The organism is Nonlabens sp. MB-3u-79, from assembly GCF_002831625.1.
GTDB lineage: Bacteria > Bacteroidota > Bacteroidia > Flavobacteriales > Flavobacteriaceae > Nonlabens.
The window spans coordinates 217,772-244,109 of record NZ_CP025116.1 but is presented as its reverse complement, the minus strand read 5'-3'; the positions used below and the strand labels follow the sequence as shown (position 1 = coordinate 244,109).

Below are 26,338 nucleotides of genomic sequence, written 5' to 3'. Positions count from 1 at the left end.
AATTTACTTTTGCCTTTATGAAACATGTTTATCTAGATAGCGCAGCGACCACACAAATGAGGCCAGAAGTCATCACGAGAATGACTGAAGTAATGAGTGAAGTGCATGGGAACCCCAGCTCCACACACAAGTTTGGGCGCAGTGCAAAGTCGCTTGTAGAAACTGCCCGTAAAAATATTGCTGCTCAACTCAACGTCACCGCAGCTGAAATTATTTTCACCTCTGGTGGTACAGAGGCAGATAACCTAGCTATTCATAGTTGTGTACGCGACCTAGGCGTAGAACGTATTATTACTACTTCTATAGAACATCATGCCGTCATTTACATTGTAGATTACTGTGCAGAAAAATACGGAACTGAAGTCGCTCACGTGAAATTAAAAGAGTGCGGTACGCCCAATTATATAGATTTGGAACACTTACTTTCTTCTAGCGATAAGAAAACACTTGTTTCTTTGATGCACATCAATAACGAGATCGGTAATAAGTTAGACATCGATCGAGTAGGGACGTTGTGCAAAAAATACAATGCTCTGTTTCATAGCGATTGTGTACAATCGGTTGGGCATTATGAAATGGATTTGGCTAAGTTGCCAGTAGATTTTACTGCGGTATCTGCTCATAAATTCCATGGACCTAAAGGAGTAGGCTTTGCTTTTATAAGAAAAGGAACCGGTCTGAAACCTATTATTTTAGGTGGATCTCAAGAACGAGGTATTAGAGCGGGGACTGAAAGTGTCCACAATATTGTAGGTATGGATCTGGCTATGAAAATGGCTTATGATAACTTGGAAGAAGATCGCGCTTATGTTCTAGATCTTAAAAACTATTTCAAGAACCAACTAGAAGCTCATGTACCAGGAGTCAAATTTAATGGGAATTGCAGCGATCATGAAAATAGCACCTATACGCTATTGAACGTGTGTTTACCATGTCCAGCAGATAAAGCGGCGATGCTTTTATTTACTATGGATTTAAAAGGTATTGCCTGTTCTAAGGGAAGTGCATGCCAGAGTGGTTCTCAAAAAGGTTCTCATGTATTGACCAGTGTACTTTCAGAAGAAGATTTGAACAAGCCTAGTTTGCGTTTTAGCTTTTCAATTTACAATACAAAAGAAGAGCTGGATTATGTAGTAGGGGTGTTGAAGGAGTATTTGCAAGCAATGGTGGTCTAAGGTTATCTAAGGAACCTTTCATTTTCTATCATCGCATGGGCTTAACTGATGTTTTCAGTGACCCAACTAAGAACCGCTATAGTTTTTTGTAAGTCTGTTTTTAAGATTACAGAAATTCTTCTTGCGATTTTATGTTTTAGAAAGAATGCAATTTTCACAACCTTACAAGCTAGTTTGGTGAAATCAGATGGCCCTTTTTAAACAACACAACTCAAAAAGATCAACAAATAAAAAGGCAATTTTCTCATCTGATTTTTTAATTTCACCACATACCTAATCCTACAACTTAGCAATCAACCTTAAATTAAACACTCTAGGAGTCAGTCTTACAGGAACGGCATATTGCGCACTAGTAGCTACATCTCTTACCCAAAGATTAGAAATATTGTTTTCATAATCAAAAATATTAAAGATTTGAGCACCTATAGAAAGTTCATCAAAGTTTTCTAACCAACTACCTTCTTTGGCTTTCTTCTTATCGTCTACCAATACAAATTGAACACCTAGATCTGCTCTAAAATAGTCTTTTAAACGGAATTGGAAATCATAAGGATCTGCATAGCTAGGGGATCCACCAGGGAGCCCAGAGCTATAGACCATATTGATATATGCTTTGAGATTAGGGATGTTAGGGACGTAATCTTGGAAGAGAAAGGCAACCTTAAGTCGTTGATCTGTAGGTCTGGCTATAAAACCACGTCCATTTAGATTTTCCTCTGTTTTTAAATAGCCTAGGGAAATCCAACTTTCAGTTCCTTTGATAAACTCACCGGCCAGTCTTACATCCAGACCGTAAGCATAAGCAGTTGCATCGTTGTTTGCGCGGTAGCGTATCCTTACATTTTCTAAGGTGTAGGTGTTGACATCAGTTAAGTTCTTGTAATACGCTTCACTAGTCAATTTAAAAGGTCTTTTTTCTCCGTCTTCTGGAGTCCAGTTAAAACTCCAATCATTTCCCATTACAAAATGTACTGATTTTTGAGCTTTTACGCTTGGATTTACCACTCCTTGTTGGTCTCGTAATTCTCTGTAAAATGGCGGTTGGTAATACAGGCCAGAAGAGAATCTAAAAAGCATATTGGTGTTGGTCCAATAAGGCTTTATAGCTACTTGCCCGCGAGGAGAAAAAACAGTTTGGGTCGTACTTGTAATACCGCTTCCACTGACGTTCCAAGTGTGCGAACGCATACCAGCATTCCAGTAAACCTCATGATCTCCTAAGTACCCACGACTGCTGTATTGAGCAAACGCTTGTAATCGGGTTACTTGAACATCATTATCTGCGCTTACGGCCTCAAAGGCATCTAGTGGAGCCACGTAGGAGAAATAAGGCTGGTCATTTGCGGGAACTGAAGGTGGCCTGATATTAAAACCAGCACTGTCAATTACGGTGTATTCTCTTACGCGATCTCTTATGTCTTCCGTATTAAATTTCAATCCCCAATCCAGCTGGTCATTTTCTTTTTTACCACTGTCAAGTACTAATGTTCCTTTGTGTTCTAGACTTAGGATAAGCGCATCCAAGTCATTACGTCCGTGATCCAACTCACTACCTATTGCTCTTGTAAAATCAACTTCTCCTAGGTCATCACCACCTATATCTGTGTTGGGTCGACCGATGCGATAGCGTCCTAAAATATCAAAATGTTCCTGCTCTTGGGTGTGGTAAAGGCTGGTTATAAAACGTAAATTCAATAGTTTATTGACATCATAACTGGCTTTCATTGCGCCAAAATAGGTCTCGTACTGATCGTTTTCTCTTCCGTCGTAATTGATGATCAAGGCTTGTGCATCATCTACAGTTCCAAAATTAGTTTGCGAGGTAAGCGGTTCAAATTCGTAACTATTGATCGCAATATTTCCTAAAAAGCTCAGCTCAAATTTTGGGTTCACCTGATAAGTAAAATAGGTTTGTGCGTCTATAAAAACGGGTCTAGTGATAGCCTCTGTTTCTCTAGAATTCACAAATAGACTGTTGTTTCTATACCGCAATCCCAGTATTCCGGTGGCCGCTTTCGCGAAAGCGGTACCTTCCATATAAGCATTCACACCTAAAAAGCTGGCGTCTATTCCTGCGCCAAATTCTGTTGGGCGTCGGTATTCAATGTCAAGAACAGAGCTCAACTTGTCACCGTATTTTGATTGAAAACCACCCGCACTGAAATCTACATTGCGCACTAAATCAGCATTCACAATGCTCAATCCTTCTTGCTGGCCACTGCGTATTAAAAACGGTCGGTATACTTCGATTTCATTGATGTATACGAGGTTTTCGTCAAAATTCCCACCTCGTACGGCATATTGCGTGCTTAATTCATTGTTAGAGGAAACCCCTGGAAGTGATTTTAATAGGTTTTCTACACCAGGTTGTACGCCGGGAATTGCCCTCACTACCCTAGGGTCTACATTTGTAATTCCAGCAAATTCTTTAGTTCTGGTGTTTTTAATAGTTACGGTACCCATTTGTTCAATGGCCGTTTTTAGTACAGGATTAAATTCAAACGGTGCCTTTCCATCCAATTCAAAATTTTGAGTAGCAGACTTAAAAGAAATGGAAGTGAATACAATAGTGATCTTCTGATTTGCGGGGACAACGAGTCTGTAAAAACCGGTATTGTCGCTTGCGGTTCCTAGAGTTGTTCCTAAAACATTTACGTTAACATCTGCGATGGGCTTGTTGTTTTCATCTAAGATAATTCCTTGAATGATGGCCTCTTGGGCATACAGCAAACAGGTCGAGAGTAACGCAATAAATAGTAAGAAATTCTTCAAATTGTCGGTTTAGCTTTTACGATAAAATGTAGCTTCAAATGTAGTGCTATTTCCTACATTATCAGTAACGATAACTTTGAGCTCATTTTCTGTATCAGTAACGACTCCATCTTCAAAATCGTGTGTGAGCACTCCAGTTTTATAATCGTACTCCATTAAAATGAACTTTCCATTAACCGTGGCTCGATATGCATCTACTCCAGTCTCTGCATCGTCTATTTTTAAGCTTAATATTTTATTGTTAGTAATCCATTGCTTGTCTTTAAAGTTGACGGGTATGATGGTAGGAGGTACGTCATCTTTACTTATAGCGTAGGTCCCAAGAGTTCTGGTAGCCGCGCTTAGGATATTTCCTCTTCTTTTTGTGTTGACATGATAAACAGCACCCCAATCCGTTACTCTACCTATGTAGTACTGTTTGAGGTTGTCGTTTTCTTTAGCACTGATATTATAACTAATGACTATGTTCTTATGAAGAGGAATAATGTCGCTGTGAACCTGAAGGGTGTCTGCATTTTGTGAAATGTCCATAAGAAGACTTTTATAAAGTGCTCCTTTGGGAATCACTAAAGAAAAGGCACCTTTTTGTTCCTTGTAAGTAATGTTGTGATCTACATAGGTGAGTTGGCCATTAGTAGGAGATATCAGGGCGCCTGGTCCGGCATCATTTTTAATACTCATATTTATTTCTACGGCGTTCTTTTTATAGTCTTCTATGGCGATGCGGTAAGAATGAGTAGTTCCTGCGTCAAAGAGTTGTAAGACGCCTTTATTGACGTCGTTTTGATATAAACTAAGCGGGCTTCCCTCAGGAATATACAATCTAGCGATGCGGCTTTTAGTAGTTTTAAAATGTTCGTAATCGATCATTTGATTGATGTATCTGGACTCGTTAAAGGCATATCGATCAAAGGTGATTTCAAAAATTTGGGTACCGTTCCAATGAGTTACCATATGAAAAATTCCGTTTTGGTTATTTGCTCCATTTTGTTGATCGATGGTGTTGACACCTATTCCTATTTCTCCATAAGCACTAAAAGGCTCTACTTTAAATTTGCCTCCTTTTAAAGGAATTAACCTTAAAAGTTGAGCTTCGTGTTTTCCGTTTATAGTAGAGGTTTCCTTTAAAGGATAAGCTTTAATTTGTTTTACAAGAGGTCTTTTTGTGTCTGGAATCTCTATTCCCATCAGCAAAGGGTTGATGGGCCTGGCTGCACTATCTCTAATTTCAAAATGCAGGTGTGGCCCACCGCTACCGCCAGAATTACCACTATAAGCAACCTGTTCACCTTGGTCAACTCTCAATTCGAGATCTTTAGGAAATAACTGTATGCTGTAGGACTCGTTTTGGTATTGCTTTTTCTTTACATAGTTTTCTATGCGAGGCGAGAATTTTTCAAGATGTGCATAAACGCTGGTGTATCCATTAGGATGCGTGATGTAGAGCGCTTTTCCATAACCATAACGTTCGATTTTAATACGACTCACATAACCAGAAGCGGTCGCAAGTACGTTTGCACCGGTGCGTTGATTTGTTTTGATATCGAGACCACTGTGAAAATGATTAGATCTCAGTTCGCCAAAAGTGCCGCTAAGTTTCAGGTTCAGATCAAGAGGATTTGCAAAATAATTTTGAGGTAGATTGTTCATGGTTTGGCTTTCGCCAAAGCGAAATACACATAAAAAAACAGCCAGAAAGTAAAAAAATAGTCTAATCATGAGTTAAAGATATAATGAGATAATCGATTAACGTAAAGCTTTTCAAACTTTGTTCCATTATTATTTGATTTGTCCGATGGTAATCCTAGATTTGTATCTACAGTATTAATTAGTGAGTATGCCTACATTATCTTCTCAAATTACTGAAATAGAGCTAAAGATCAAGTCTTTACTATCAGAGAATACTAGATTAAAAGCTCAAATGAGTGATAAGGAACAACGTGTTTATGAACTTGAAAAGGAAAATAATGCGCTTGTCAATTCGTTTAAGGAAAGTGAAGATAGAAATGTAGCGCTTAAAACTGCTAATGCAATGCTGGGTAGTGATGAATATAAAACAAAAACAAAGCTCAAAATAAATGCATTGATTAGAGAGATCGATCAGTGTATTGCACAATTGACATAACATTGGCAGATAAACTCAAAATAAAAATTTCAATAGCTGATAGGGTTTATCCACTAACTATAGATCCTTCTCGAGAAGAAGGTTTGCGTAAAGCAGCAAAAAGTATAGAAGTCATGATGAAGCAACTGGAACAAAGCTATGCCGTGAGAGATAAACAAGATCTTCTCGCTATGTGCGCGTTACAGTTTGCTGCAAAATCTGAGCAAATTACCATAGATGATAGTGCCGATGTGGAACAAGCTAAAGAACAATTAAATGTTCTTAACTTGTTGCTAGATAAGCAGTTGTCATAGCCGTTCTTTAATAACAAACAGTTACTACCTGCACTTGTTTACATTTTTTGGTGAACTCAACACGTATTTCTTTAAAAAAGGTGAGTCGTGGTTGTAAAAGCAAGCCGGACCTATGCGCCGGATCCTTGATCAGCCAGTTAACCTTATACTTTATATAAGGAGTTCATTCAAAACCCAAACTTGTGCAGGTTTTTTTTATACACAAAAACCAATGACAGAAACAATTATATACGCCGTAGTGGCGCTGGTAGTAGGTCTAGCAATAGGCTTCTTTATAGCAAAATCAATAGTTGAAAAAGGGAAGGCATCGAGCCTTATCGCAACAGCAAAAAAAGATGCAGAGTCTATTCTTAAAGACGCAGAGATAAAAGGAGAAAAAATTTCAAGTGAAAAACTTTTTAGAGGTAAAGAGAAATTCATGGAATTGAAGTCTAAACATGAAAAAGAAATCATGTCTAGAGAGCAAAAAATGAAAGATGCTGAGAAACGCACAAAAGATAAAGAGTCTACCGTTTCTAATGAACTTTCTAAAAGTAAAAAGTTAAACCAGTCGCTAGAAAGCAAGCTTAATGACGTGGAAGGAAAGCGGGAGTCCGTTTACAAGCGCATGGAAGAGGTGGATAAGATGCATGAATCTCAAATCAAACAGCTGGAAGTAATCAGCGGGATGTCTGGAGAAGATGCAAAAATGCAACTGGTCGAGTCTTTAAAAGACAAAGCAAAGACCGAAGCCATGGGTATCGTTCAGTCCACCATTGAAGAGGCAAAATTAACGGCTCAACAGGAAGCTCGTAAAATAATTATCAACACTATTCAACGCATAGGGACAGAGGAAGCAGTAGAAAACTGTGTATCTGTTTTTAACTTAGAAAGTGATGATGTAAAAGGACGTATCATAGGTCGTGAAGGACGTAACATACGTGCGATAGAAGCGGCAACTGGTGTGGAGATCATTGTAGACGATACTCCAGACGCCATTATTCTTTCTTGTTTTGATTCGGTACGTAGAGAGGTAGCACGTTTATCGCTTCATAAGTTAGTAACTGATGGTCGTATCCACCCAGCACGTATTGAAGAAGTGGTTGCAAAAACCAGAAAGCAAATCGATGAAGAAATTGCTGATGTAGGAAAACGTACGGTAATCGACTTGGGGATTCATGGATTGCATCCAGAATTGATCAAAATGGTAGGACGTATGAAATACCGTTCTTCTTACGGTCAGAACTTATTACAACACAGTAGGGAAGTAGCAAAATTGTGTGGAACTATGGCTGCAGAGCTAGGTTTAAACGCAAAACTTGCCAAAAGAGCTGGATTGTTGCATGATATAGGAAAAGTGCCAGAAACAGAAGATGAAACTCCTCACGCTATTCTAGGTATGAAACTGGCTGAAAAGCATGGTGAAAAGCCAGAAGTTTGCAACGCAATAGGAGCTCACCACGACGAGATCGAGATGACTTCTTTACTTTCTCCTATAGTTCAAGTATGTGATGCCATAAGTGGTGCACGTCCAGGAGCAAGAAGACAAGTGTTGGATTCTTACATCCAAAGATTAAAAGACCTAGAAGACATCGCCTTTGGATTTAAAGGTGTTGAAAAAGCTTATGCGATTCAAGCAGGTCGTGAATTAAGAGTGATGGTAGAAAGTGAAAAGATCAACGACGATCGTGCTGCACAACTATCCTTTGAAATATCACAAAAGATCCAAACTGATATGACCTATCCAGGTCAAGTGAAAGTGACGGTAATTAGAGAAACTAGAGCGGTGAATATCGCTAAGTAACTTTAAGGAATTGTATATAAAAACTCCCAATAACTTTAGTTATTGGGAGTTTTTTATGGCCTATTTTTTAATCAATTCTAAGTCTTTGAATGTGGAATACTTATTTTTCATATAGAGTTTTAATTTAAAAAAGCTCATTCACAATGCTTGGTCGAGCGGCAGTCGAGACCTTTTTCTATAAGAATGAAGATCATTGTTAAGAGGTGTTGTGGTAACGTGAAAGTATTAAATCAACAACCCAAGAATACCAAACTATTGTTAGCTCATTGAAAGCGGTGCTTTCAACTGTTCATAGCCTATTGTTGATATATCTTTTTAAACAATTTAAGTAGGTATGTGGTACTTGGAGATGACTGTAGAATGCGCTGAGCTAAGTCTGCCGAAGTGTTCTTGAGAAAGGTCTCACACCACACCTATTAACCTCAATATAACTATTAAAAAAAGCTCCAAAACAATTTATTGATTTGGAGCTTTTTTGCCTACTGCCTACTGCCTACTGCCTACTGCCTACTGCCTACTGCCTACTGCCTACTGCCTAACATTTATTCATCATATATATTATCATAGCCTTTTTCTGGAACTTCAAAAAACTTTCCAGTCACATAACGGTACTGTTGATCCATGTCAGCTAATTGTTTGAGATCTTCTTTGTCAAAATCTATAGAATCTGATGCCAGGTTTTCCTTGATGCGGCCTTCATTAGTGGACTTAGGAATAACCGCTGTGCCACGGCTGACACTCCAGTTGATCAATACTTGTCCGGGACTGGCGTTGTGCTTGTTTGCTATAGACTTGATGCTGTCATTTTCTAGCATATTAGGTTCATTTTCTTGCTTCATACCTTCACTGCGGTCACCACTTCCCAAAGGAGAATAAGCCGTTAAGTGAATTCCTTTTTTAGAGCAATATGCTAAAAGTTCGTTTTGTTGCAACAACGGATGCAATTCTACCTGATTCATTTCAGGAACTTCATCTGTTTTTGAAAGAAGGTCGTCTAGTTTTTTAATAGAAAAATTAGAAACTCCTATGTGTTTTGATTTGCCTTCCTTTTTAAGAGCTAGCATAGCATTCCAAGTTTCATGAACAGGCGCCTCTTCTGGAGAAAGATAATCTACCGGTTTTTCTGGCATAGATACCTCAGGTTTAAAAGCTACTGGCCAGTGGATGAGGTATAAGTCCAGATAATCCAATTGCAGGTCATTCAGTGTCTGTTCTAAAGCAGGGGCAACGTCTTGTTTTAAATGCGCATTGTTCCAAAGCTTAGAAGTGATCCAGACGTCTTCTCTTTTGATGGTTCCTTTAGAAAACACTTCATTAAAGGCTTCTCCTATTTCTTTTTCGTTTCCGTAGACGGCTGCGCAGTCTATATGTCGGTATCCAGATTCTAGTGCTGTGATGACCGCTGCTTTCACCTCGCCTGGCTTTGATTTCCAAGTTCCTAATCCTATTGCGGCCATTTGGTCGCCATTTTTAAACTTTAAAGTTTTCATGCTGTCGTATTTGTTTGTGTTAAAGTTAGCTTTCGCGAAAGCGGATACCAAAAAACAGCCCTCCTTTTATCAAAATTTTAGTAGAATCAATAGGCAGTAGTGCGTGTCCAGTTCTTAACGAGCAACAAAGCTATTTACAATGATCAAGCTCTAGGGTGGTGTTTTTGCATCACTTTAGAAAGATGTGCGCGATCCACATGCATATAAATTTCTGTTGTAGTGATGCTCTCGTGACCTAGCATCATTTGAATGGATCTTAAATCGGCACCGTTTTCTAACAAATGGGTCGCAAAACTATGTCTAAACGTATGCGGGCTTATGGATTTCTTGATTCCAGCTTGGATTGCTTGCTGTTTGATGATATGAAAAATCATGGCCCTGGTAAGTCCAGCGCCTCTTCTATTGAGAAAAAGGGTGTCGCTATGCTCTGGTTTTATGGGAACATGATTACGAACTTCGTTTTTGTAGAGTTCGATAATTTCAATCGTGTAGGTCCCTATAGGAACAAATCGTTGCTTGTCTCCTTTACCCGTCACTTTTAAAAAGCCTTCGTTAAAGAATAGATCGCTTATTTTAAGGGTGATCAATTCGCTGACGCGCAAACCACAGGCATAAAGAGTTTCTAGCATGGCACGATTGCGTTCTCCTTCCGGTGTAGAGCGATCGATGCTGTTGATCAACAGGTCTATTTCTGTAGTGCTTAGAGTGTCTGGTAGTTTGCGACCTGTTTTAGGAGATTCTATGAGCGCCATAGGTTGATCTTCTCTGTAACGCTCTAAAATGAGGTATTCAAAGAATACTTTTAAGCTACTGATAGCTCTGGCTTGAGAACGGGGTTGTACGCTTTTAGCCAATTCATAAATATAAGTCCGCAGGCTGTCTTGAGAAATAGAAATAGGAAGGTCATCCATCTGATTTTCTTCCAGCCATAGGGAGAGTTTTTTTAAATCCCTCTTATAAGCTTTTATCGTATTGATAGATAATCCTCTTTCTAACTGAGAATAGATAGCAAAGTCTTTTATGGCTTGATTCCACTTCATGAGGTAAAGGTAGAATTTATAAAGTAAGACTTTTGGCTCTTGAGTTCTTATTAAAAGTCAAGTCTTATACAATATGCTGTTTACGAGTAGATTGTATAATAAACAGGAACAAAATTAAGATATAATTAACATTTATTGTCCTACAGCTTTTCTAAATTTACTTTGAACTAATTTAACTTATTATGAAAAAATTATTATTAAGTGCTGCATTTGTAGCTTTTGGATTGGGAATGTCTAACGCTCAGGATGACTCTACAGGAGGGCCGACTAGTGAGGGTAAATGGCTTATAGAAGCTAACACTGGAAATGCAATGTTGGGTACTACAGGCTTGTATTTTGCTTCAAGTGATGGAAGCTCTTCTTACAATATTGGATTAGATGGTGGTTACTTTATAATGGATGATCTTGCAATCAAAGCAGGTTTAGGATATGGAGGTTTTAGTCCAGATCAAGGAGATGCTACAAGTTCTTTTTCTTACCGTTTAGGGGCCAAGTATTACATTAAAAGTTTGATTCCATTAACATTAGACATCACAGGAGCTTCTGGTGATGGTGCTGAGAATTTTATTGGAGAGACTCCTCTTTGGTTAGGTTTAGGAGCTGGCTATGCATGGTTTGTTAGCGATACTATTTCTATAGAGCCAGGTTTAAGATACAATTATTCATTAAATGAAGATTTCACTGATCAAGGTGTTTTTCAATTTAACGTAGGATTTGCTCTTTACTTCTAAGGCTACTCTTATTCAATAACACAAAAGCAGTTCTTAACGGAGCTGCTTTTTTTAAGTCTCGCTTTCGCGAAAGCGGAATAACCAATATCTTTAACCCATGAAAATACTCCTCCTTAACGGTCCTAATTTAAATTTACTGGGCAAGCGCGAACCTGAAATTTACGGTTCTAAAACTTTTGAAGATCATTTTACAGAACTACAATTTCAATTTAAAGAGGTAGAGCTGGGTTACTTCCAGTCCAATATAGAAGGAGAGATCATCGATAAACTTCAGCAAGCAGAGGAAGATGGTTTTGAGGCTGTGATCTTAAATGCCGGTGCCTATACGCATACGTCTGTAGGTATAGGAGATGCTGTAGCTGGAATTAAGACGCCTGTGGTAGAAGTGCATATTTCTAACGTGATGGATAGAGAGGAATTTAGACACCTATCTTATATCTCTAAACATGCTGTGGGTGTGATCAGTGGTTTTGGACTGAAGAGTTATGAACTAGCATTGAAGAGTTTTATTTAATCCGCAGATGAGAGATCATAAAAAAAGCTCGTTTAGAATAAATTCTAAACGAGCTTTTAATTTTAATGGTTTAAAAATTATAGACCAGGGTAACTTCCTGTTATAATTTCAATTCCATCGATGACATATCCTACAAAAAAGAAACCGAAAGTTAAAATGAACAATACATTCCAGTACCATGGACTCCCTAGGAACCAACGGTGTGCTGCAAATCCTCCTAGGAAAAACCATAAAAGTAGAGCAACAGTCTGATCCTCTGACCAAGCAACAGCCGCCGGAGAAGTTAATGTAGCTGTAGATTCTTCTATACTCGTACCGTTCTCTAGTGTGACCACTTGAGTTGTTACTTGTCTTTCTACAGGAAATGATGCAAAAGCAAAGCTGCTTACCATCATAAATACGCTCATAAGAGCTAGAGTTAATTTTGTTTTCATAAGAAGTTAGTTGTTTATATTTGAACCAAATATATATTATTTTATGAAATATAAACTACTTGTCGTGTATTTAATGTTCTGTGCGACTAATCTTTACGGTCAGACCTATGAATATTTAGGACTTTTAAAACTACCAGATAGTTCTTTGATCCCTTATAGACTAGACTTTAAAGAGACGAACGGAATGATCAAAGGTTATTCTTATACAGACCTTAATGGTCAACATGAAACTAAGGCTGCTATAGTAGGTAGGTATGATGATAAAGAGAACCTAATGGAATTTAGAGAGGTGGATATCATCTATACCAAGTCAGATATCAAACAGTTGGATTTTTGCAATGTTTATTTTACCGGTAATATGAGAAGACTAAATGGGCGCTCAGAAATAGAAGGAACCTTTAAAGGCTATTACGACGATTTGACGAGCTGTATTGATGGGCAGTTGGTCATGACAGCAGCAGAGAAAATACAGAAACGCACCGATAAATTTCAAAAACGGGTGAACCGTATGGACCGCATTGCAGATAGTGTCAAGCAAAAAATCAATATGGATAAAATGTTCAATAGGTATGCGAAAAACGATTTGAAAGGTGGGGAGCGATTAAACATTTTCTGGAAAGAAGAATATTTAAAATTAATTATTTGGGATGATGGAGAAGTGGACGGTGATCAAATAGACCTGACCATTAACGGAAACAAGATATTAAGCGCTTACAGCCCTGTAGCAAAAAAGAAAGAATTGGAGCTGACTTTAATAGATGCTGTAAATACCATTTCACTTAAGGCGGTAAGTTTAGGTAGAAAACCACCTAACACGGCCAAAATACAATTGATGAAAAAAAATGGCGAAATCATTGATCTGGCCTCTAACCTTCAGTTAGGGGAGGAAGTGACTTTTGTGTTTTATAAGGAAAAGCCAAAGGTTAAAAAGTTCTAATTAAGAGGGCTAATTATTGGAAATAACTTTTAATCAGGCCAAATAAAATCCCCTTTGAAAATTTCTTTCAAAGGGGATTTATAATTTTACTTAAGGTTCACTTTTCTTTGAAATAGCGCACAAAACCTATTGCCTTATGCCACATACCTCATGCTTTATGCTACAAGTGAATCACCTCACCATAAGCATCTGCAACAGCTTCCATTACCGCTTCACTCATCGTTGGGTGTGGATGAACTGTTTTTAGAACTTCATGTCCTGTAGTTTCTAGTTTTCTTGCGATAACCGCTTCAGCGATCATGTCGGTAACTCCTGCACCTATCATATGACAACCTAACCACTCGCCATACTTAGCGTCAAAAATTACTTTTACAAATCCTTCTTTAGTTCCGGAGGCACTTGCTTTTCCAGAGGCACTAAACGGGAATTTACCAACTTTAATTTCGTATCCAGCTTCTTTAGCTTGTGCTTCAGTCATTCCTACACTAGCAATTTCTGGATTGGAATAGGTACATCCAGGGATGTTACCATAATCTAATGGCTCCACGTGCATGTTAGCTATTTTTTCAACACAAAGAATACCTTCGGCACTAGCGACGTGAGCTAATGCTGGACCAGCAGTAATATCACCTATAGCATAATATCCAGGCAGATTGGTTTGGTACCATTGATTCACCAGTACTTTACCGCGATCTGTAGAGATTCCTACTTCTTCAAGACCTATGTTAGCAAGATTAGTTTCAATACCTACAGCACTAAGAACTACGTCTGCTTCGATTACTTCTTCTCCTTTTTTGGTTTTCACCTTTACTTTTACGCCATCTCCAGAAGTATCAACGCTAGTCACTTCGCTAGAAGTCATTACTTTAATTCCGGATTTCTTGAAGCTGCGTTCCATTTGCTTAGAAATATCAATATCTTCCACAGGAACAATACGGTCTAGATACTCAATAAGAGTAACTTCAGTTCCCATAGCATTATAGAAATAGGCAAACTCTACACCTATCGCTCCAGACCCTACAACAACTAGTTTTTTAGGCTGCTCCTTTAAAGTCATTGCTTCACGATATCCTATTACTTTTTTACCGTCTTGGGGTAAGTTAGGAAGTATGCGAGATTTTGATCCCGTAGCAATAATAATATGATTTGCTTCTACGGTTGAGGTGGATCCGTCTTCAGCTTTCACTTCGATTTTCTTTCCTTTTTTTATCGTACCGTAACCCATGATTACGTCAATTTTATTCTTTTTAAGAAGAAACTGCACCCCTTTACTCATTCCGTCAGCCACATCGCGACTGCGCTTTACAACAGCAGTAAAATCTTTATCTACATTATCTGCTTTAAGACCGTAATCTGCAGCATGGTTAAGGTAATTGAACACATCAGCACTTTTTATCAGTGCTTTGGTAGGAATACAACCCCAGTTCAAACAAACGCCACCTAGAGATTCTTTTTCAATTATTGCCGTTTTTAACCCTAGTTGAGACGCACGTATTGCCGTTACATATCCGCCAGGCCCACTACCTAAAACGATCACATCATATTTACTCATATCAGTCATTTTTTAAGAGTGACAAAAATATGGAATAAAGTCCAATGGATTGTAAATTTGCACAACCTTATTATTATGTATAAATCACTTATTAGACCCTTGTTATTTGCTTTTGATCCAGAGGCAGTACATTACTTTTCATTCAGCAGTATTAAAATTTTAAATAAAGTGCCTGGTCTTAGTGCGCTTTCGCGAAAGCTTTTTAAAAAAAATCACCCTGCTCTTAAAAGGGAACTCTTCGGTTTAAGCTTTGAAAACCCTGTGGGAATGGCTGCGGGATTTGATAAAGACGCCAAAGCCTTCAAAGAATTTTCAAATCTAGGCTTCGGATTTATAGAAATAGGAACGCTCACACCATTGCCACAAGATGGAAATCCTAAGAAACGTCTTTTTAGATTAAAAAAAGATCAGGCGATTGTCAATAGAATGGGGTTTAACAATGGTGGAGTTGATGCTGCTGTGGAACGCTTAAAGAAAAACCCTAAATTAGGTCAACCCAATCATGTGTTGATAGGCGGTAACATAGGTAAGAACAAAGTCACTCCTAATGAGGAAGCGGTAAACGATTACATCATTTGTTTTGAAAAACTCTTTGATCACGTCGATTATTTTACGGTAAACGTAAGCTCGCCTAACACACCAGGATTGCGTGAGTTGCAGGATAGAAAACCACTGACCCATATTTTGCAAACACTTCAAGACTTGAACAATGCAAAAGAAAATAGAAAGCCTATTCTTCTAAAAATAGCTCCAGACTTAACTGATGATCAACTACTGGATATCATAGGAATAGTAGAAGACACTAAAATAGATGGAGTGATCGCATCTAATACCACCATCTCTAGAGAAGGATTGCAATCCACAGAAGAATTAGTTGAGCAAGCCGGCGGACTCAGTGGGGCACCATTAACGCATAGAGCGACAGAAGTGATTGCTTTTTTACATCAAAAAAGCAAGGGTGCTTTTCCTATTATCGGAGTAGGTGGTATCATGACGGCTCAAGACGCGATCGATAAAATAAATGCTGGTGCAAGTCTGTTGCAGTTGTATACCGGCTTTGTTTATGAAGGGCCAACATTGATAAAGGAAATTAACAAGGCGATTATTGCTCAAGGATGATGCTAGAATCCTTGATCTCTTTTGCCTTCGCAACCTTGATTCTCGCACTATCTCCTGGACCAGATAATATTTTTGTGTTAACTCAGTCTGTGGCACGTGGTTCTAAATATGGAATTGCTATTGCCAGTGGTTTAATTACGGGCTGCATCGTTCACACTTCTGTTGTGGCATTGGGCTTTGCGGTAATTATAAGAGATAATGAATGGTTGTTGTATGCCATCAAAATTGCCGGAGCCGTTTATTTGCTCTATCTCGCTTATAAAATCTTTAAGTCAGATCCTTCTATTGAATTTGGCGACTCAAAGACTTCTTCTCAAAGTTTATGGAAACTCTACAAAATAGGAATCACTATGAATTTGTTGAATCCTAAAGTCACTTTGTTCTTTCTTGCCTTATTACCCCAGTTTATTATAACAGACTCTTTTCCAGATTGGATACAGATTTATATGTTAGGCGGTGTTTTCATGTTAGTTTCTTTGCTAGTTTTTTACGCACTAGCCTTAGTCGCAGGAAAAGCAGCAAGTTTTATAAAATCATCCATTTGGTTTGCACCAGCCATGAAATGGACACAAATTGTTGTTTTTATCGGGATAGCTGTTGCCATATTAATACCATAAAAACCTCACCCTTTAGGGCTGGGGAAAAGGTTTCGCTGTAAATGGACGCAAATTGTTGTTTTTATCGGGATAGCTGTGGCCATATTGATACCATAAAAACCTCAGCCTTCAAGGCTGGGGAAAAGCTTTCGTTGTAAATGGACACAAATTGTTGTTTTTATCGGGATAGCTGTTGCCATATTAATACCATAGAAACCTCACCCTTCAGGGCAGGGGATAGGTTTCGTTGTAAATGGACGCAAATTGTTGTTTTTATCGGGATAGCTGTTGCCATATTAATACCCTAGAAACCTCACCATTTAGGGCTGGGGAAAAGGTTTCGCTGTAAATGGACGCAGATTGTCGTTTTTATCGGGATAGCTGTGGCCATATGAATACCATAGAAACCTCAGCCTTCAAGGCTGGGGAAAAGGTTTCGCTGTAAATGGACGCAAATTGTTGTTTTTATCGGGATAGCTGTTGCCATATGAATACCCTAGAAACCTCACCCTTTAGGGCTGGGGAAAAGCTTTCGCTGTAAATGGACACAAATTGTCGTTTTTATCGGGATAGCTGTGGCCATTTTGATACCATAGTGCTCTCAGCCTTTAGGGCTGGGAAAAGGTATCGTTGTAAATGGACGCAAATCATTGTTTTTATCGGGATAGCTGTTGCCATATTAATACCCTAGAAACCTCACCATTTAGGGCTGGGGAAAAGGTTTCGCTGTAAATGGACGCAGATTGTCGTTTTTATCGGGATAGCTGTGGCCATATGAATACCATAGAAACCTCAGCCTTCAGGGCTGGGGAAAAGGTTTCGCTGTAAATGGACGCAAATTGTTGTTTTTATCGGGATAGCTGTGGCCATTTTGATACCATAGTGCTCTCAGCCTTTAGGGCTGGGAAAAGGTATCGTTGTAAATGGACGCAAATCATTGTTTTTATCGGGATAGCTGTGGCTATATGAATATCCTAGAAACCTCACCCTCTAGGGTTTGGGAAAAGGTTTCGTTGTAAATGGACGCAAATTGTTGTTTTTATCGGGATAGCTGTTGCCATATGAATATCCTAGAAACCTCACCCTTTAGGGCTGGGGAAAAGGTTTCGCTGTAAATGGACGCAAATTGTTGTTTTTATCGGGATAGCTGTGGCCATTTTGATACCATAAAAACCTCACCCTTCAAGGCTGGGGAAAAGCTTTCGTTGTAAATGGACGCAAATTGTTGTTTTTATCGGGATAGCTGTGGCCATTTTGATACCATAGAAATCTCAGCCTTTAGGGCTGAGGAAAAGGTTTCGTTGTAAATGGACACAAATTGTTATTTTTATCGGGATAGCTGTTGCAATATGAATACCCTAGAAACCTCACCCTTTAGGGCTGGGGAAAAGGTTTCGTTTTTTTTAAACTCCAACTTCATTCGCAAATCAGCTATTCGTAATTTACTGCAGTGTTGCTTTAATACTCCGTTTTCGCGGAAGCGAATTCCTTACTAAAATTAACCGCTGTTTCAATTAAGGCTAGATGTGAGTAGGCTTGAGGGAAATTCCCTAACAGTCGTTTGGTCTTAAAATCAATGTCTTCACTGAATAATCCCAAGTGATTGCTATACGACAGCAGCTGATCAAAATAGGCACGGGCTTTATCGGTTTCTCCTATTTTATGCAAACTGTCAATCAGCCAAAACGTACAAATGGTAAAGGAAGAGCTAGGCTCTCCAAAGTCATCGTTGTTTTTATAACGGTACATCAAGCCATCGGTACACAACTCCCTTTCGGTAGCTTGAACTGTACTGATGAATCTAGGGTCTGTAGCTTTTACAAAACCATATTGTTGCATAAGAAGGGTAGAGGCATCCAGGTCTTTGGAGCCATAAGATTGTGTGTAGGCTTGAACTTCTTCGTTCCAGCCGTTTACATAAATATCTTGGTAGATGTCATTTCGTAGTTCGTGCCATTCTTCTAAGTATTTAGAACGCTTCAAGATCTTGCTGATCTTTATTGCCCGATCAATGGCTACCCAACACAAGAGTTTTGAGAAAACAAAATGACGCTCTTCAGTACGTAATTCCCAAATACCTTTATCTGCTTCTTGCCAGTGTTTTTTAACTATGGCCGTAATACTTTTAATAATGGTCCAGAGTTCCTCGCTATTTTCAATGCTGGTTTCAAACTGGTCAAACTGTTGAAAAAGGACTTCCATCAATATACCATATATATCGTTTTGCTTTTGCGCGTAAGCTGCGTTTCCTATACGCACTGGACTTGAATTTTCATATCCAGATAGATGGTCGAGAAACTCTTCGGTCAAATCTTTTTCTCCATTAATCCCATACATGATTTGGATTTTTTCATCTTTATCTGGAATGGTATGGATAATAAATTGCAGAAATTTTTTGGCTGATTTTACATGTCCTAAACCGGTGATCACTCTAATCACCATAGAGGCATCGCGCACCCAACAAAAACGGTAATCCCAGTTGCGCACTTCTCCTATAGTTTCTGGTAAGCTAGTGGTAGCTGCTGCAAGTACAGCCCCTGTTCTTTCAAACGTGAGCGCCTTAAGTGTTAAGGCACTTCGTACAATTTCTTTTTGATACAACGGATAGGTGGTGGTACGTGCACTCCAGTTCATCCAGTAGGTCTTGGTGCGTTGAAACTTTAGGTAGGATCTGTCTAGCGTCTGTTCAACAAGTTTCTCGTGATAGGAAAGCAATAAAAAGGAGTTGGACTTCAGAGTGACGGTCTTTTGAGAAAGTATCGCGTCTAGATCTATATCGCTGTATAGAAATACAGATTCGTATTCACCTTCTGTGGTATAGCTATGAATGTACTCTCCTTCGTTTATAGTTTTTGTAGTGCCTATTGCATATTTCAATTTAGGATCGTAGATGACTTTAAACGTTGGTTGTCCTTTGATCAATCGTAAAAAACGAACGATGTCTGGCGGAGAATAAAAACTACCGTCATTTTTTGGATAACGAGGCATAAAATCAATAACTTGAAAGGCATGCTCTCCATTGTCAAAGGTGGTGCTCAGAATATTGGTTTGCCATAAGTATTCTTGAAGAATCTCGTAATCTTCTGTTACTTCAAAGGAAAGATTCCCCCCTTTTTTATCATCCAATATTTTACCAAATACAGAAGCCGAATCAAATATGGGAAGACAGCACCAGTCGATAGAGCCTTTATCAGATACTAGAGCAGCACTCCTACAATTCCCTATAATTCCGTAATTTAAATTCTCCATAAATATTCTATTAATTACTATTCCCTGTAAGTCTTTTTTTAAATGTCTAAATTAAGGAGTAAAGTGGCATCTACATAAAATCACTTCTTTACATTAAACTAATAATGGCTTCCTTAACACTCCAATTACTCGAAGTGGAGAACTCACGAAAATAAGCTAACCATAGTAAGTAGATTGAAAATGAGTGTAATAACTACTGTGAATTGATAAGTGCCAATGAAAATCCTATATTTGTGTAACAACTTTTTTTATTAACTTATGTCAAGTCGCAGCGTAGTGATTTGAGTACAGCTTCCATTTTATGAGTAAAACAATAATCGTTTCCAACCGCCTGCCTTTGCAACTTTCCATAGATGAGGGTGTCGTGAGTTCTTCGCCTAGTGTGGGTGGGCTAGCTACTGGTATGAAGTCGGTACACAGGGATAGCAACGGATTGTGGATAGGCTGGACGGGACTGACCCAAGAGGAGACTCCGCAAGAGTTGGAGTCTGAAATACACAAAGCTGTTGCAGACCAGCAATGTGCCGCTGTTGAATTGACTCAATCTGATCTGGATGGGTTTTATTACGGTTTTAGCAATAGAACTATATGGCCATTGTTCCATTATTTTATGGAGTATGTAGAGTTTGATAATGACAATTGGGAAATTTATAAAAGTGTGAACTGCAAGTTTGCACAGGTAGTTTTGGAAAATATTGAAGACGGAGATAATGTCTGGGTGCATGATTATCAGTTGATGTTATTGCCACAAATGATTAAGGAACAACGACCTGATGTTTCCATAGGATTCTTTCTTCACATCCCGTTTCCTTCCTTTGAGGTGTTTAGAACGCTGCCATGGCGGGAAGAAATTCTTAAGGGTTTGCTGGGTTCAGATTTATTGGGTTTTCATACCTATGATTACGAGCGTCATTTTTTGAGATCGGTAAGTAGGATTTTGGGCTACGAGGTTAGTTTTAATGACATTACCTATAAAGATCGAATGATCAAGGTCGACAGTTTTCCTATGGGTATTGATTATGATAAATTTCACGCTTTCGCGAAAGCGAATCAAGAACAGACCAATAAAACACAAAGTGAGTTACAGCGACGCCTTGACATGCATGCAACGGCCTCACCAGATGCCAAAATGATCCTGTCTATAGACCGCCTGGATTATACAAAAGGGATTGCTAACAGACTTAAGGCATTTGAACATTTCCTAGAGAAATACCCAGAATACACTGAAAAGGTAAGACTGGTCATGCTGGCCGTTCCTAGCCGCTCTAATGTTCCTCAATACCAAGTCCTTAAGAAAGAAATAGACGAATTGGTAGGACGTATCAACGGTAAGTTCTCAACGGTAAGTTGGACGCCGGTTTGGTACTTTTACCGTTCGATGCCGTTTAATAATTTAATCGACCTGTATACGTCTTGTGATGTGGCGTTGATCACTCCTATTAGGGATGGAATGAATTTGGTTGCCAAAGAGTATATCGCCACAAGAACCGATCAAACTGGAGTATTGATCCTTTCTGAAATGGCAGGCGCTGCAAAGGAGATGAATGAAGCTTTGCTCATTAACCCAAACAATATAGACCTTATCGCAGACACTATTAAAGTAGCGCTAGAAATGCCTGAGGAAGAACAGAAAAAACGAAACAAGTACATGCAAAGTCGCTTGAAACGCTATAATGTAGAAAAGTGGGCCAGTGATTTTATGGTTAAACTCCATGCAGTAGAAGGAAATAGAAGTGTGGTTAAAGCAAAACATATTAATGAAAAGCGACAGGATGAAATACTCCAGCGTTTTAAGAATGCTAAAAAGCGTATGTTCTTCCTAGATTATGACGGTACCTTACGAGGCTTTGTCAATAATCCAGGTGATGCAAAACCAGATGCACAATTACTAGAGATGGTTTCAAAACTACAAGCTGATGACAAAAGTGAAGTAGTGATTATTAGTGGTCGTGATTCTGTAACACTAGGAGAGTGGTTTAAAGACGTGCCTGTAACTTTGATTGCAGAGCATGGTGTTCTTAAGAAAATATATGGTGCTGATTGGGAACTCACAGAAACTATGAATACCGATTGGGTACCAACTATTCAACCGGTTTTACAAACTTTTGTGGACCGCACCCCAGGAACTTTTATTGAGGAGAAAAAATATTCTCTGGCATGGCATTACCGCAAGGCAGATCCAGAACTTGGAGAAAAGCGAGCTAATGAACTCTCCAGCGTGATCAGAGAACTAACTAGTAACCATGGTTTAAGTGTGCTTTCTGGAAATAAAGTGCTGGAAATAAAGAGTAGTAATGTCCATAAAGGAAAAGCGGCAAACAACCATATTCTGAATCAGAAGTACGACTTTATATTTTGCATAGGGGATGATTGGACCGATGAATTTATGTTTCAAGACTTGCCAGAAGAAGCGGTTACGGTAAAAGTGGGAGTAGCTAATACTGCGGCTAGGTATTATGTGGATGACACAGATCAGGTAAGGGATCTATTGAATATCTTTTTGAGCTAGTGATTTTAAAAAGAATCATTAGTGTCCGATAAAGTTTTCCAATACCGTTAAACATGCTGCCATTGAAGAGTTTCAAAAGAAACATTTATACAACCACCATGCTTTTGTCGTTCTTCATTATTTATGAAATGAATGCGCTTAGAATAGGAATAAATCAAATGATGATTACTGTTTTTCAGTTAGTTATAGTGTCGTCTATATGCTATGATCTTAGAGCGAAGCGATCTATGATCTTTTTTCGGACATTAGTAAAGAAGAATAATACCAATGTTTTATATCACTCCGGAACACGTAAAAAAAAGACCTTTAAAAAACATTTTTATTCCATGAAAATAGTTCAACTTACTGGGGTTGTGTAAACTAAAGAGGTTTCTCTTAAGTCTATTTTACAAGCTTCTCTTTTTTTAAAACACTTCTAGATATTGGGTTAAATTCTATTGACATAAAACAGGAAGTTCATGTTAATGCTCACCACCTCAAAGAAGCATTGAAAGTAAACCGAAAATCGGTTTTTTCATTTTCGCAAACGATATTGTTTGGTATCTTTACCGCAATGGAACATGTAAAAATTATCGAATGTCCGCGTGACGCCATGCAAGGAATTAAGGAGTTTATCCCAACTCATTTGAAGGTGCAGTACATTCAGTCTTTATTGAGATGTGGTTTTGATACGATTGATTTTGGGAGCTTTGTTTCTCCTAAAGCCATACCGCAAATGGTCGATACTGCTGAGGTGCTTTCTCAACTAGATCTTTCTAAAACCGATTCCAAGCTTCTTGCTATTGTTGCTAATTTACGCGGCGCTCAAGCAGCTTGCGAGCATCCAGAAATTCAGTATTTAGGGTATCCATTCTCTATATCTGAGAATTTCCAAATGCGCAACACCCATAAAACTATTGCTCAAAGTGTGGAATTGTTGCAGGAGATCATCGATCTCGCTCAAAAGAACAATAAAGAATTAGTCGTTTATATTTCTATGGGCTTTGGTAACCCTTATGGAGATCCCTGGAATGTGGAGATCGTAGGGGAGTGGACGCAAAAGCTTTACGATATGGGGATTAAGATTCTATCGCTTTCAGATACCGTAGGAACTTCAGATCCAGAAACCATTTCTTATCTATTCTCCAACCTCATCCCTAAATATCCGGAGATCGAATTTGGCGCACATTTACACACCACTCCCACAAAATGGCATGAAAAGGTAGATGCTGCTTATAAAGCGGGATGCCGTCGTTTTGATGGGGCCATACAAGGCTTCGGTGGTTGCCCTATGGCAAAAGACGAACTCACTGGTAACATGCCTACAGAAAAAATGGTCAGCTATTTCAATACGACAAAGGCAGACTCTAATATAAGTGCCATGTCTTTTGAAAGCAGTTATAACGAGGCAACTAAGATTTTTACAAAATATCATTAACAGTCTAGAATGATGAGTTATGAGTGCAGCGTTTAAAATTTGAATTTAATTTTTACTTTTAAATTGTTTCGTGTCTCAGAAAATTTAATTTTCCCTCATCCCTCATCCCTCATCCCTCATCCCTCATCCCTCATCCCTCATCCCTCATCCCTCATCCCTCATCCCTCATCCCTCATCCCTCATCCCTCATCCCTCATCCCTCATCCCTCATTTTTCAAATCTTACAACAGCCTTAACCTAAACTAAGCAAGCTTCCGCTTATTTTTGATAAAAATCAAAACCTCATGATGCTTTTAGGGCCTATCATTAAAACCGCTTTAAACATACACGATTCGATTAGGTCCACGTCCAGTCATGTGGAGCTACAAAGGGAAGTGCTCAAAAACTTATTGAAAAAAGCTAAAAAAACTTCTTTTGGTCTTTATTACGGTTTTGACAGCTTTTTAAAAGATGATGATTTAGAGCACGCTTTCGCGGAAGCGGTACCTTTTTTCGACTATCATAAAATGGAGGAGCAATGGTGGTCGCGCACCAAAGAAGGAAAGCCCAATATCAGTTGGCCAGGCACTCCAAGGTTTTTGGCAAGATCCAGCGGTACAACAGGTAAAAAGTCCAAAACTATCCCAGTCTCTGATGAGATGATTGCAGCTATAAAAGCTGCTGGTACCAGACAAGTAAGCGCATTAACTAATTTTGATTTGCCCTCAGGTATTTTTGAAAGTGAGGTACTTGCTTTAGGGAGTTCAACAGATTTAACAGAAGAGAATGGATTTATCATCGGGGAAATCAGTGGTATTTCAGCCAGTCAGATTCCTGAATTTTTAGACTCATTTTACAGACCGGGTAAAGAAATTTCCTCCATTGATGATTGGGATGAACGCGTTCAAAAAATTGCAGAGGAAGCCAAAAGTTGGGATATAGGAATGTTGAGTGGTATTCCATCATGGTTGGAAATGATGTTGAAGGAAGTTATGGAATACAACAATGTAGACTCCATTCACGATATATGGCCCAACTTATGTGTCTATACTTCTGGTGGAGTTGCTTTTGAGCCCTACAGGACGAGTTTTGAAAAACTATTTAGTAAACCAGTTCAAGTTGTAGATACCTATCTTGCCAGTGAAGGGTTTATCGCTTGCCAGCAACGTCCAGAAACTGATGCCATGCAACTTATTACAGATGGGGGGATTTATTTTGAATTTGTACCCTTCCGACCAGAGAATATAGAGCAAGACGGAAGTATTGCTGCAAATGCCCCCATAGTTACTATGGCCGAAGTAGAGCCAGAAGTAGATTATGTACTTATTATTTCTACTGTTTCTGGCGCATGGCGTTACCTGATAGGGGATACCATCAAATTCACGGACGTTGAAAAAGCTGAAATAAAAATAACAGGCAGAACCAAGTTTTTTCTCAATGTGGTAGGAAGCCAGCTCTCCGTTTTAAAAATGGAAACAGCCATTATTGAGCTGCAATCTAAGTTTGATACTACCATAAAAGAGTTCACCGTTTCTGCTAAGAAGATAAATGGTGATTTTTATCATGTTTGGTATTTAGGTACAGAAACACAAACTTCAGAAAAACAACTCGCTGAGGCTCTAGATCAGTTACTTCAGGAAGCTAACAAGAATTACAAAGTAGCTCGATCTAAAGCATTAAAAGGAGTTCAAGTAAATAAAATACACCCAGAAACATTTACCAAATGGAACAACCACAATAATAAAAAAGGGGGTCAAGTAAAGATGGAAAAAGTAATGGATGAAGAAAAATTTAAAGACTGGGAAGCCTTTGTAAAAAGTCTTTAAAAACTTTATCACCAGAAGTAACTTAAAAAGTCAAGCCGTCGCAGGACGGCTTCGCTTATTATAGTTTTAAATGTTTAGTAAGAAGATTAATGACTATGTGCCTGCGGCGCTAGTTCGTCCTCACTAGGTTTTTCACCTGTTGCTCCATACCTATTAATGAGTTCTAGGATCTCTTCAGGGGATAGGTAAAACTTGCGCATGTGTCGCTTGTATTTTTCTGACAGACTGCTGTGATTAAGGATAAATTTTTTAGTTTTTAAAAGGAATGCTCCCATTCCATGACGCACGGCATAATCGTCTGCGGCTCGCTCTACTTTTTGAATGTGAGCGTGTGAATACAGGTATTTTAATCCGAAAAAAATCATTCCTATACTGCTTCGTGCTCGATAATCCATCACGTGTCCCAGCTCATGACCTAACCATCCTATAAGAACCTCATGAGGAATTTCATCAATAGTAAAGACTTTGTTTTCTACCTTAAAGACTTTACTTATCAAGATGATATAACTGCGATTGCTTCGAGATTTGAATATGCTACTGTAAGTAGGTTGTGCTTGCATGAAGTTTTTACGCACCTTATCACTGAATCTAAATTCGATGGGGGTATCTTTTAATAAAGGATAAAAAGACATGGCTTCGTCTGCCTCTTTTAAAATAGATTCAGATGCTGTAATATTAGGATACTTCATAGGTAACAAGATACGATGCAGTTCCAATTAGGGTCGTGAAATTCAAGTTAAAGGTGCATTTTTAAATTTATTTCAGTTTGAGAAACAAGGTACTTGTTTCTCAAACTA

The 26,338-nt window shown here is 38.7% G+C and carries 20 protein-coding genes and 1 other RNA gene; 13 read left to right on the top strand and 8 right to left on the bottom strand.

The features are described 5' to 3' along the window. The first annotated feature begins 17 nt into the window (after positions 1–17). Entirely contained in the window at positions 18–1,175 is a 1,158-nt protein-coding gene (locus CW736_RS01115; RefSeq protein ID WP_101012164.1) for a cysteine desulfurase family protein, read from the top strand. A 279-nt stretch (positions 1,176–1,454) separates the two neighbouring features. Here CW736_RS01115 and CW736_RS01110 read toward each other — a convergent pair whose 3' ends face one another. Beyond that, positions 1,455–3,947, bottom strand: coding sequence for a carboxypeptidase-like regulatory domain-containing protein (locus tag CW736_RS01110; RefSeq protein ID WP_101012163.1), 2,493 nt, complete (start codon positions 3,945–3,947; stop codon positions 1,455–1,457). 9 nt (positions 3,948–3,956) lie between these two features. After that, complete coding sequence (locus CW736_RS01105; protein ID WP_232735377.1) at positions 3,957–5,597, bottom strand: M23 family metallopeptidase; 1,641 nt, start codon at positions 5,595–5,597, stop codon at positions 3,957–3,959. A 187-nt stretch (positions 5,598–5,784) separates the two neighbouring features. Here CW736_RS01105 and CW736_RS01100 point away from each other — a divergent pair, with 187 nt between their 5' ends. From CW736_RS01100 to rny, 4 genes are all read left to right on the top strand, one after another. Continuing rightward, positions 5,785–6,072 carry a hypothetical protein gene (locus CW736_RS01100; RefSeq protein ID WP_101012161.1) on the top strand — a complete coding sequence of 96 codons (288 nt, stop codon included), beginning with the start codon at positions 5,785–5,787 and terminating at the stop codon, positions 6,070–6,072. A gap of 2 nt (positions 6,073–6,074) precedes the next feature. After that, positions 6,075–6,365, top strand: a complete 291-nt coding sequence (locus tag CW736_RS01095; RefSeq protein WP_101012160.1) for a cell division protein ZapA — start codon at positions 6,075–6,077, stop codon at positions 6,363–6,365. A gap of 54 nt (positions 6,366–6,419) precedes the next feature. Then, a non-coding RNA gene (gene ssrS / locus CW736_RS01090) (6S RNA) lies at positions 6,420–6,530 on the top strand. A 46-nt stretch (positions 6,531–6,576) separates the two neighbouring features. Beyond that, on the top strand, positions 6,577–8,148 hold the full coding sequence (rny, locus tag CW736_RS01085) for a ribonuclease Y (RefSeq protein ID WP_101014977.1): 1,572 nt from the start codon (positions 6,577–6,579) through the stop codon (positions 8,146–8,148). 542 nt (positions 8,149–8,690) lie between these two features. On the opposite strand, the gene CW736_RS01080 is transcribed toward rny, so the two are convergent. Together CW736_RS01080 and xerD are read right to left on the bottom strand one after the other, a co-directional pair. Next, positions 8,691–9,638, bottom strand: coding sequence for an aldo/keto reductase (locus CW736_RS01080; RefSeq protein ID WP_101012159.1), 948 nt, complete (start codon positions 9,636–9,638; stop codon positions 8,691–8,693). A gap of 143 nt (positions 9,639–9,781) precedes the next feature. Then, positions 9,782–10,678: a site-specific tyrosine recombinase XerD gene (gene xerD, locus CW736_RS01075; protein WP_101012158.1), complete on the bottom strand. Its 897-nt coding sequence runs from the start codon at positions 10,676–10,678 to the stop codon at positions 9,782–9,784. 182 nt (positions 10,679–10,860) lie between these two features. Here xerD and CW736_RS01070 point away from each other — a divergent pair, with 182 nt between their 5' ends. Together CW736_RS01070 and aroQ are read left to right on the top strand one after the other, a co-directional pair. Then, positions 10,861–11,409, top strand: coding sequence for a hypothetical protein (locus CW736_RS01070; protein WP_101012157.1), 549 nt, complete (start codon positions 10,861–10,863; stop codon positions 11,407–11,409). A gap of 97 nt (positions 11,410–11,506) precedes the next feature. Further along, entirely contained in the window at positions 11,507–11,923 is a 417-nt protein-coding gene (gene aroQ / locus CW736_RS01065; RefSeq protein ID WP_101012156.1) for a type II 3-dehydroquinate dehydratase, read from the top strand. Between the two features lie 77 nt (positions 11,924–12,000). On the opposite strand, the gene CW736_RS01060 is transcribed toward aroQ, so the two are convergent. Then, the gene (locus tag CW736_RS01060) at positions 12,001–12,357 is read right to left on the bottom strand and encodes a TM2 domain-containing protein (protein WP_101012155.1); all 357 of its coding nucleotides are present in this window, start codon (positions 12,355–12,357) and stop codon (positions 12,001–12,003) included. A 43-nt stretch (positions 12,358–12,400) separates the two neighbouring features. On the opposite strand from CW736_RS01060, the gene CW736_RS01055 reads away from it, so the two are divergent. After that, complete coding sequence (locus CW736_RS01055; protein ID WP_101012154.1) at positions 12,401–13,294, top strand: hypothetical protein; 894 nt, start codon at positions 12,401–12,403, stop codon at positions 13,292–13,294. Positions 13,295–13,454: 160 nt separating this feature from the next. Here the strand turns inward: CW736_RS01055 and lpdA are convergent, their stop codons facing one another. Beyond that, positions 13,455–14,846, bottom strand: a complete 1,392-nt coding sequence (gene lpdA / locus CW736_RS01050; RefSeq protein WP_101014976.1) for a dihydrolipoyl dehydrogenase — start codon at positions 14,844–14,846, stop codon at positions 13,455–13,457. A gap of 75 nt (positions 14,847–14,921) precedes the next feature. Here lpdA and CW736_RS01045 point away from each other — a divergent pair, with 75 nt between their 5' ends. After that, positions 14,922–15,965, top strand: a complete 1,044-nt coding sequence (locus CW736_RS01045) for a quinone-dependent dihydroorotate dehydrogenase (protein ID WP_101012153.1) — start codon at positions 14,922–14,924, stop codon at positions 15,963–15,965. After that, positions 15,962–16,582 carry a LysE family translocator gene (locus tag CW736_RS01040; protein ID WP_232735376.1) on the top strand — a complete coding sequence of 207 codons (621 nt, stop codon included), beginning with the start codon at positions 15,962–15,964 and terminating at the stop codon, positions 16,580–16,582. The genes CW736_RS01045 and CW736_RS01040 overlap by 4 nt, the downstream gene beginning before the upstream one ends. Positions 16,583–18,019: 1,437 nt before the next feature. Here CW736_RS01040 and CW736_RS01035 read toward each other — a convergent pair. Then, a complete protein-coding gene (locus tag CW736_RS01035) occupies positions 18,020–19,810 on the bottom strand; it encodes a glycoside hydrolase family 15 protein (protein ID WP_101012152.1) in 1,791 nt (596 codons plus the stop codon). A gap of 301 nt (positions 19,811–20,111) precedes the next feature. Between CW736_RS01035 and CW736_RS01030 the strand changes: the two genes are divergently transcribed. From CW736_RS01030 to CW736_RS01010, 3 genes are all read left to right on the top strand, one after another. Continuing rightward, positions 20,112–22,319, top strand: a complete 2,208-nt coding sequence (locus tag CW736_RS01030; RefSeq protein ID WP_101012151.1) for a bifunctional alpha,alpha-trehalose-phosphate synthase (UDP-forming)/trehalose-phosphatase — start codon at positions 20,112–20,114, stop codon at positions 22,317–22,319. 553 nt (positions 22,320–22,872) lie between these two features. Beyond that, complete coding sequence (locus tag CW736_RS01020) at positions 22,873–23,736, top strand: hydroxymethylglutaryl-CoA lyase (RefSeq protein WP_101012149.1); 864 nt, start codon at positions 22,873–22,875, stop codon at positions 23,734–23,736. Positions 23,737–24,020: 284 nt separating this feature from the next. Continuing rightward, complete coding sequence (locus tag CW736_RS01010; RefSeq protein ID WP_101012147.1) at positions 24,021–25,541, top strand: GH3 auxin-responsive promoter family protein; 1,521 nt, start codon at positions 24,021–24,023, stop codon at positions 25,539–25,541. Positions 25,542–25,627: 86 nt separating this feature from the next. Here the strand turns inward: CW736_RS01010 and CW736_RS01005 are convergent, their stop codons facing one another. Next, positions 25,628–26,230: a hypothetical protein gene (locus tag CW736_RS01005; RefSeq protein WP_101014974.1), complete on the bottom strand. Its 603-nt coding sequence runs from the start codon at positions 26,228–26,230 to the stop codon at positions 25,628–25,630. Positions 26,231–26,338 lie beyond the last annotated feature (108 nt).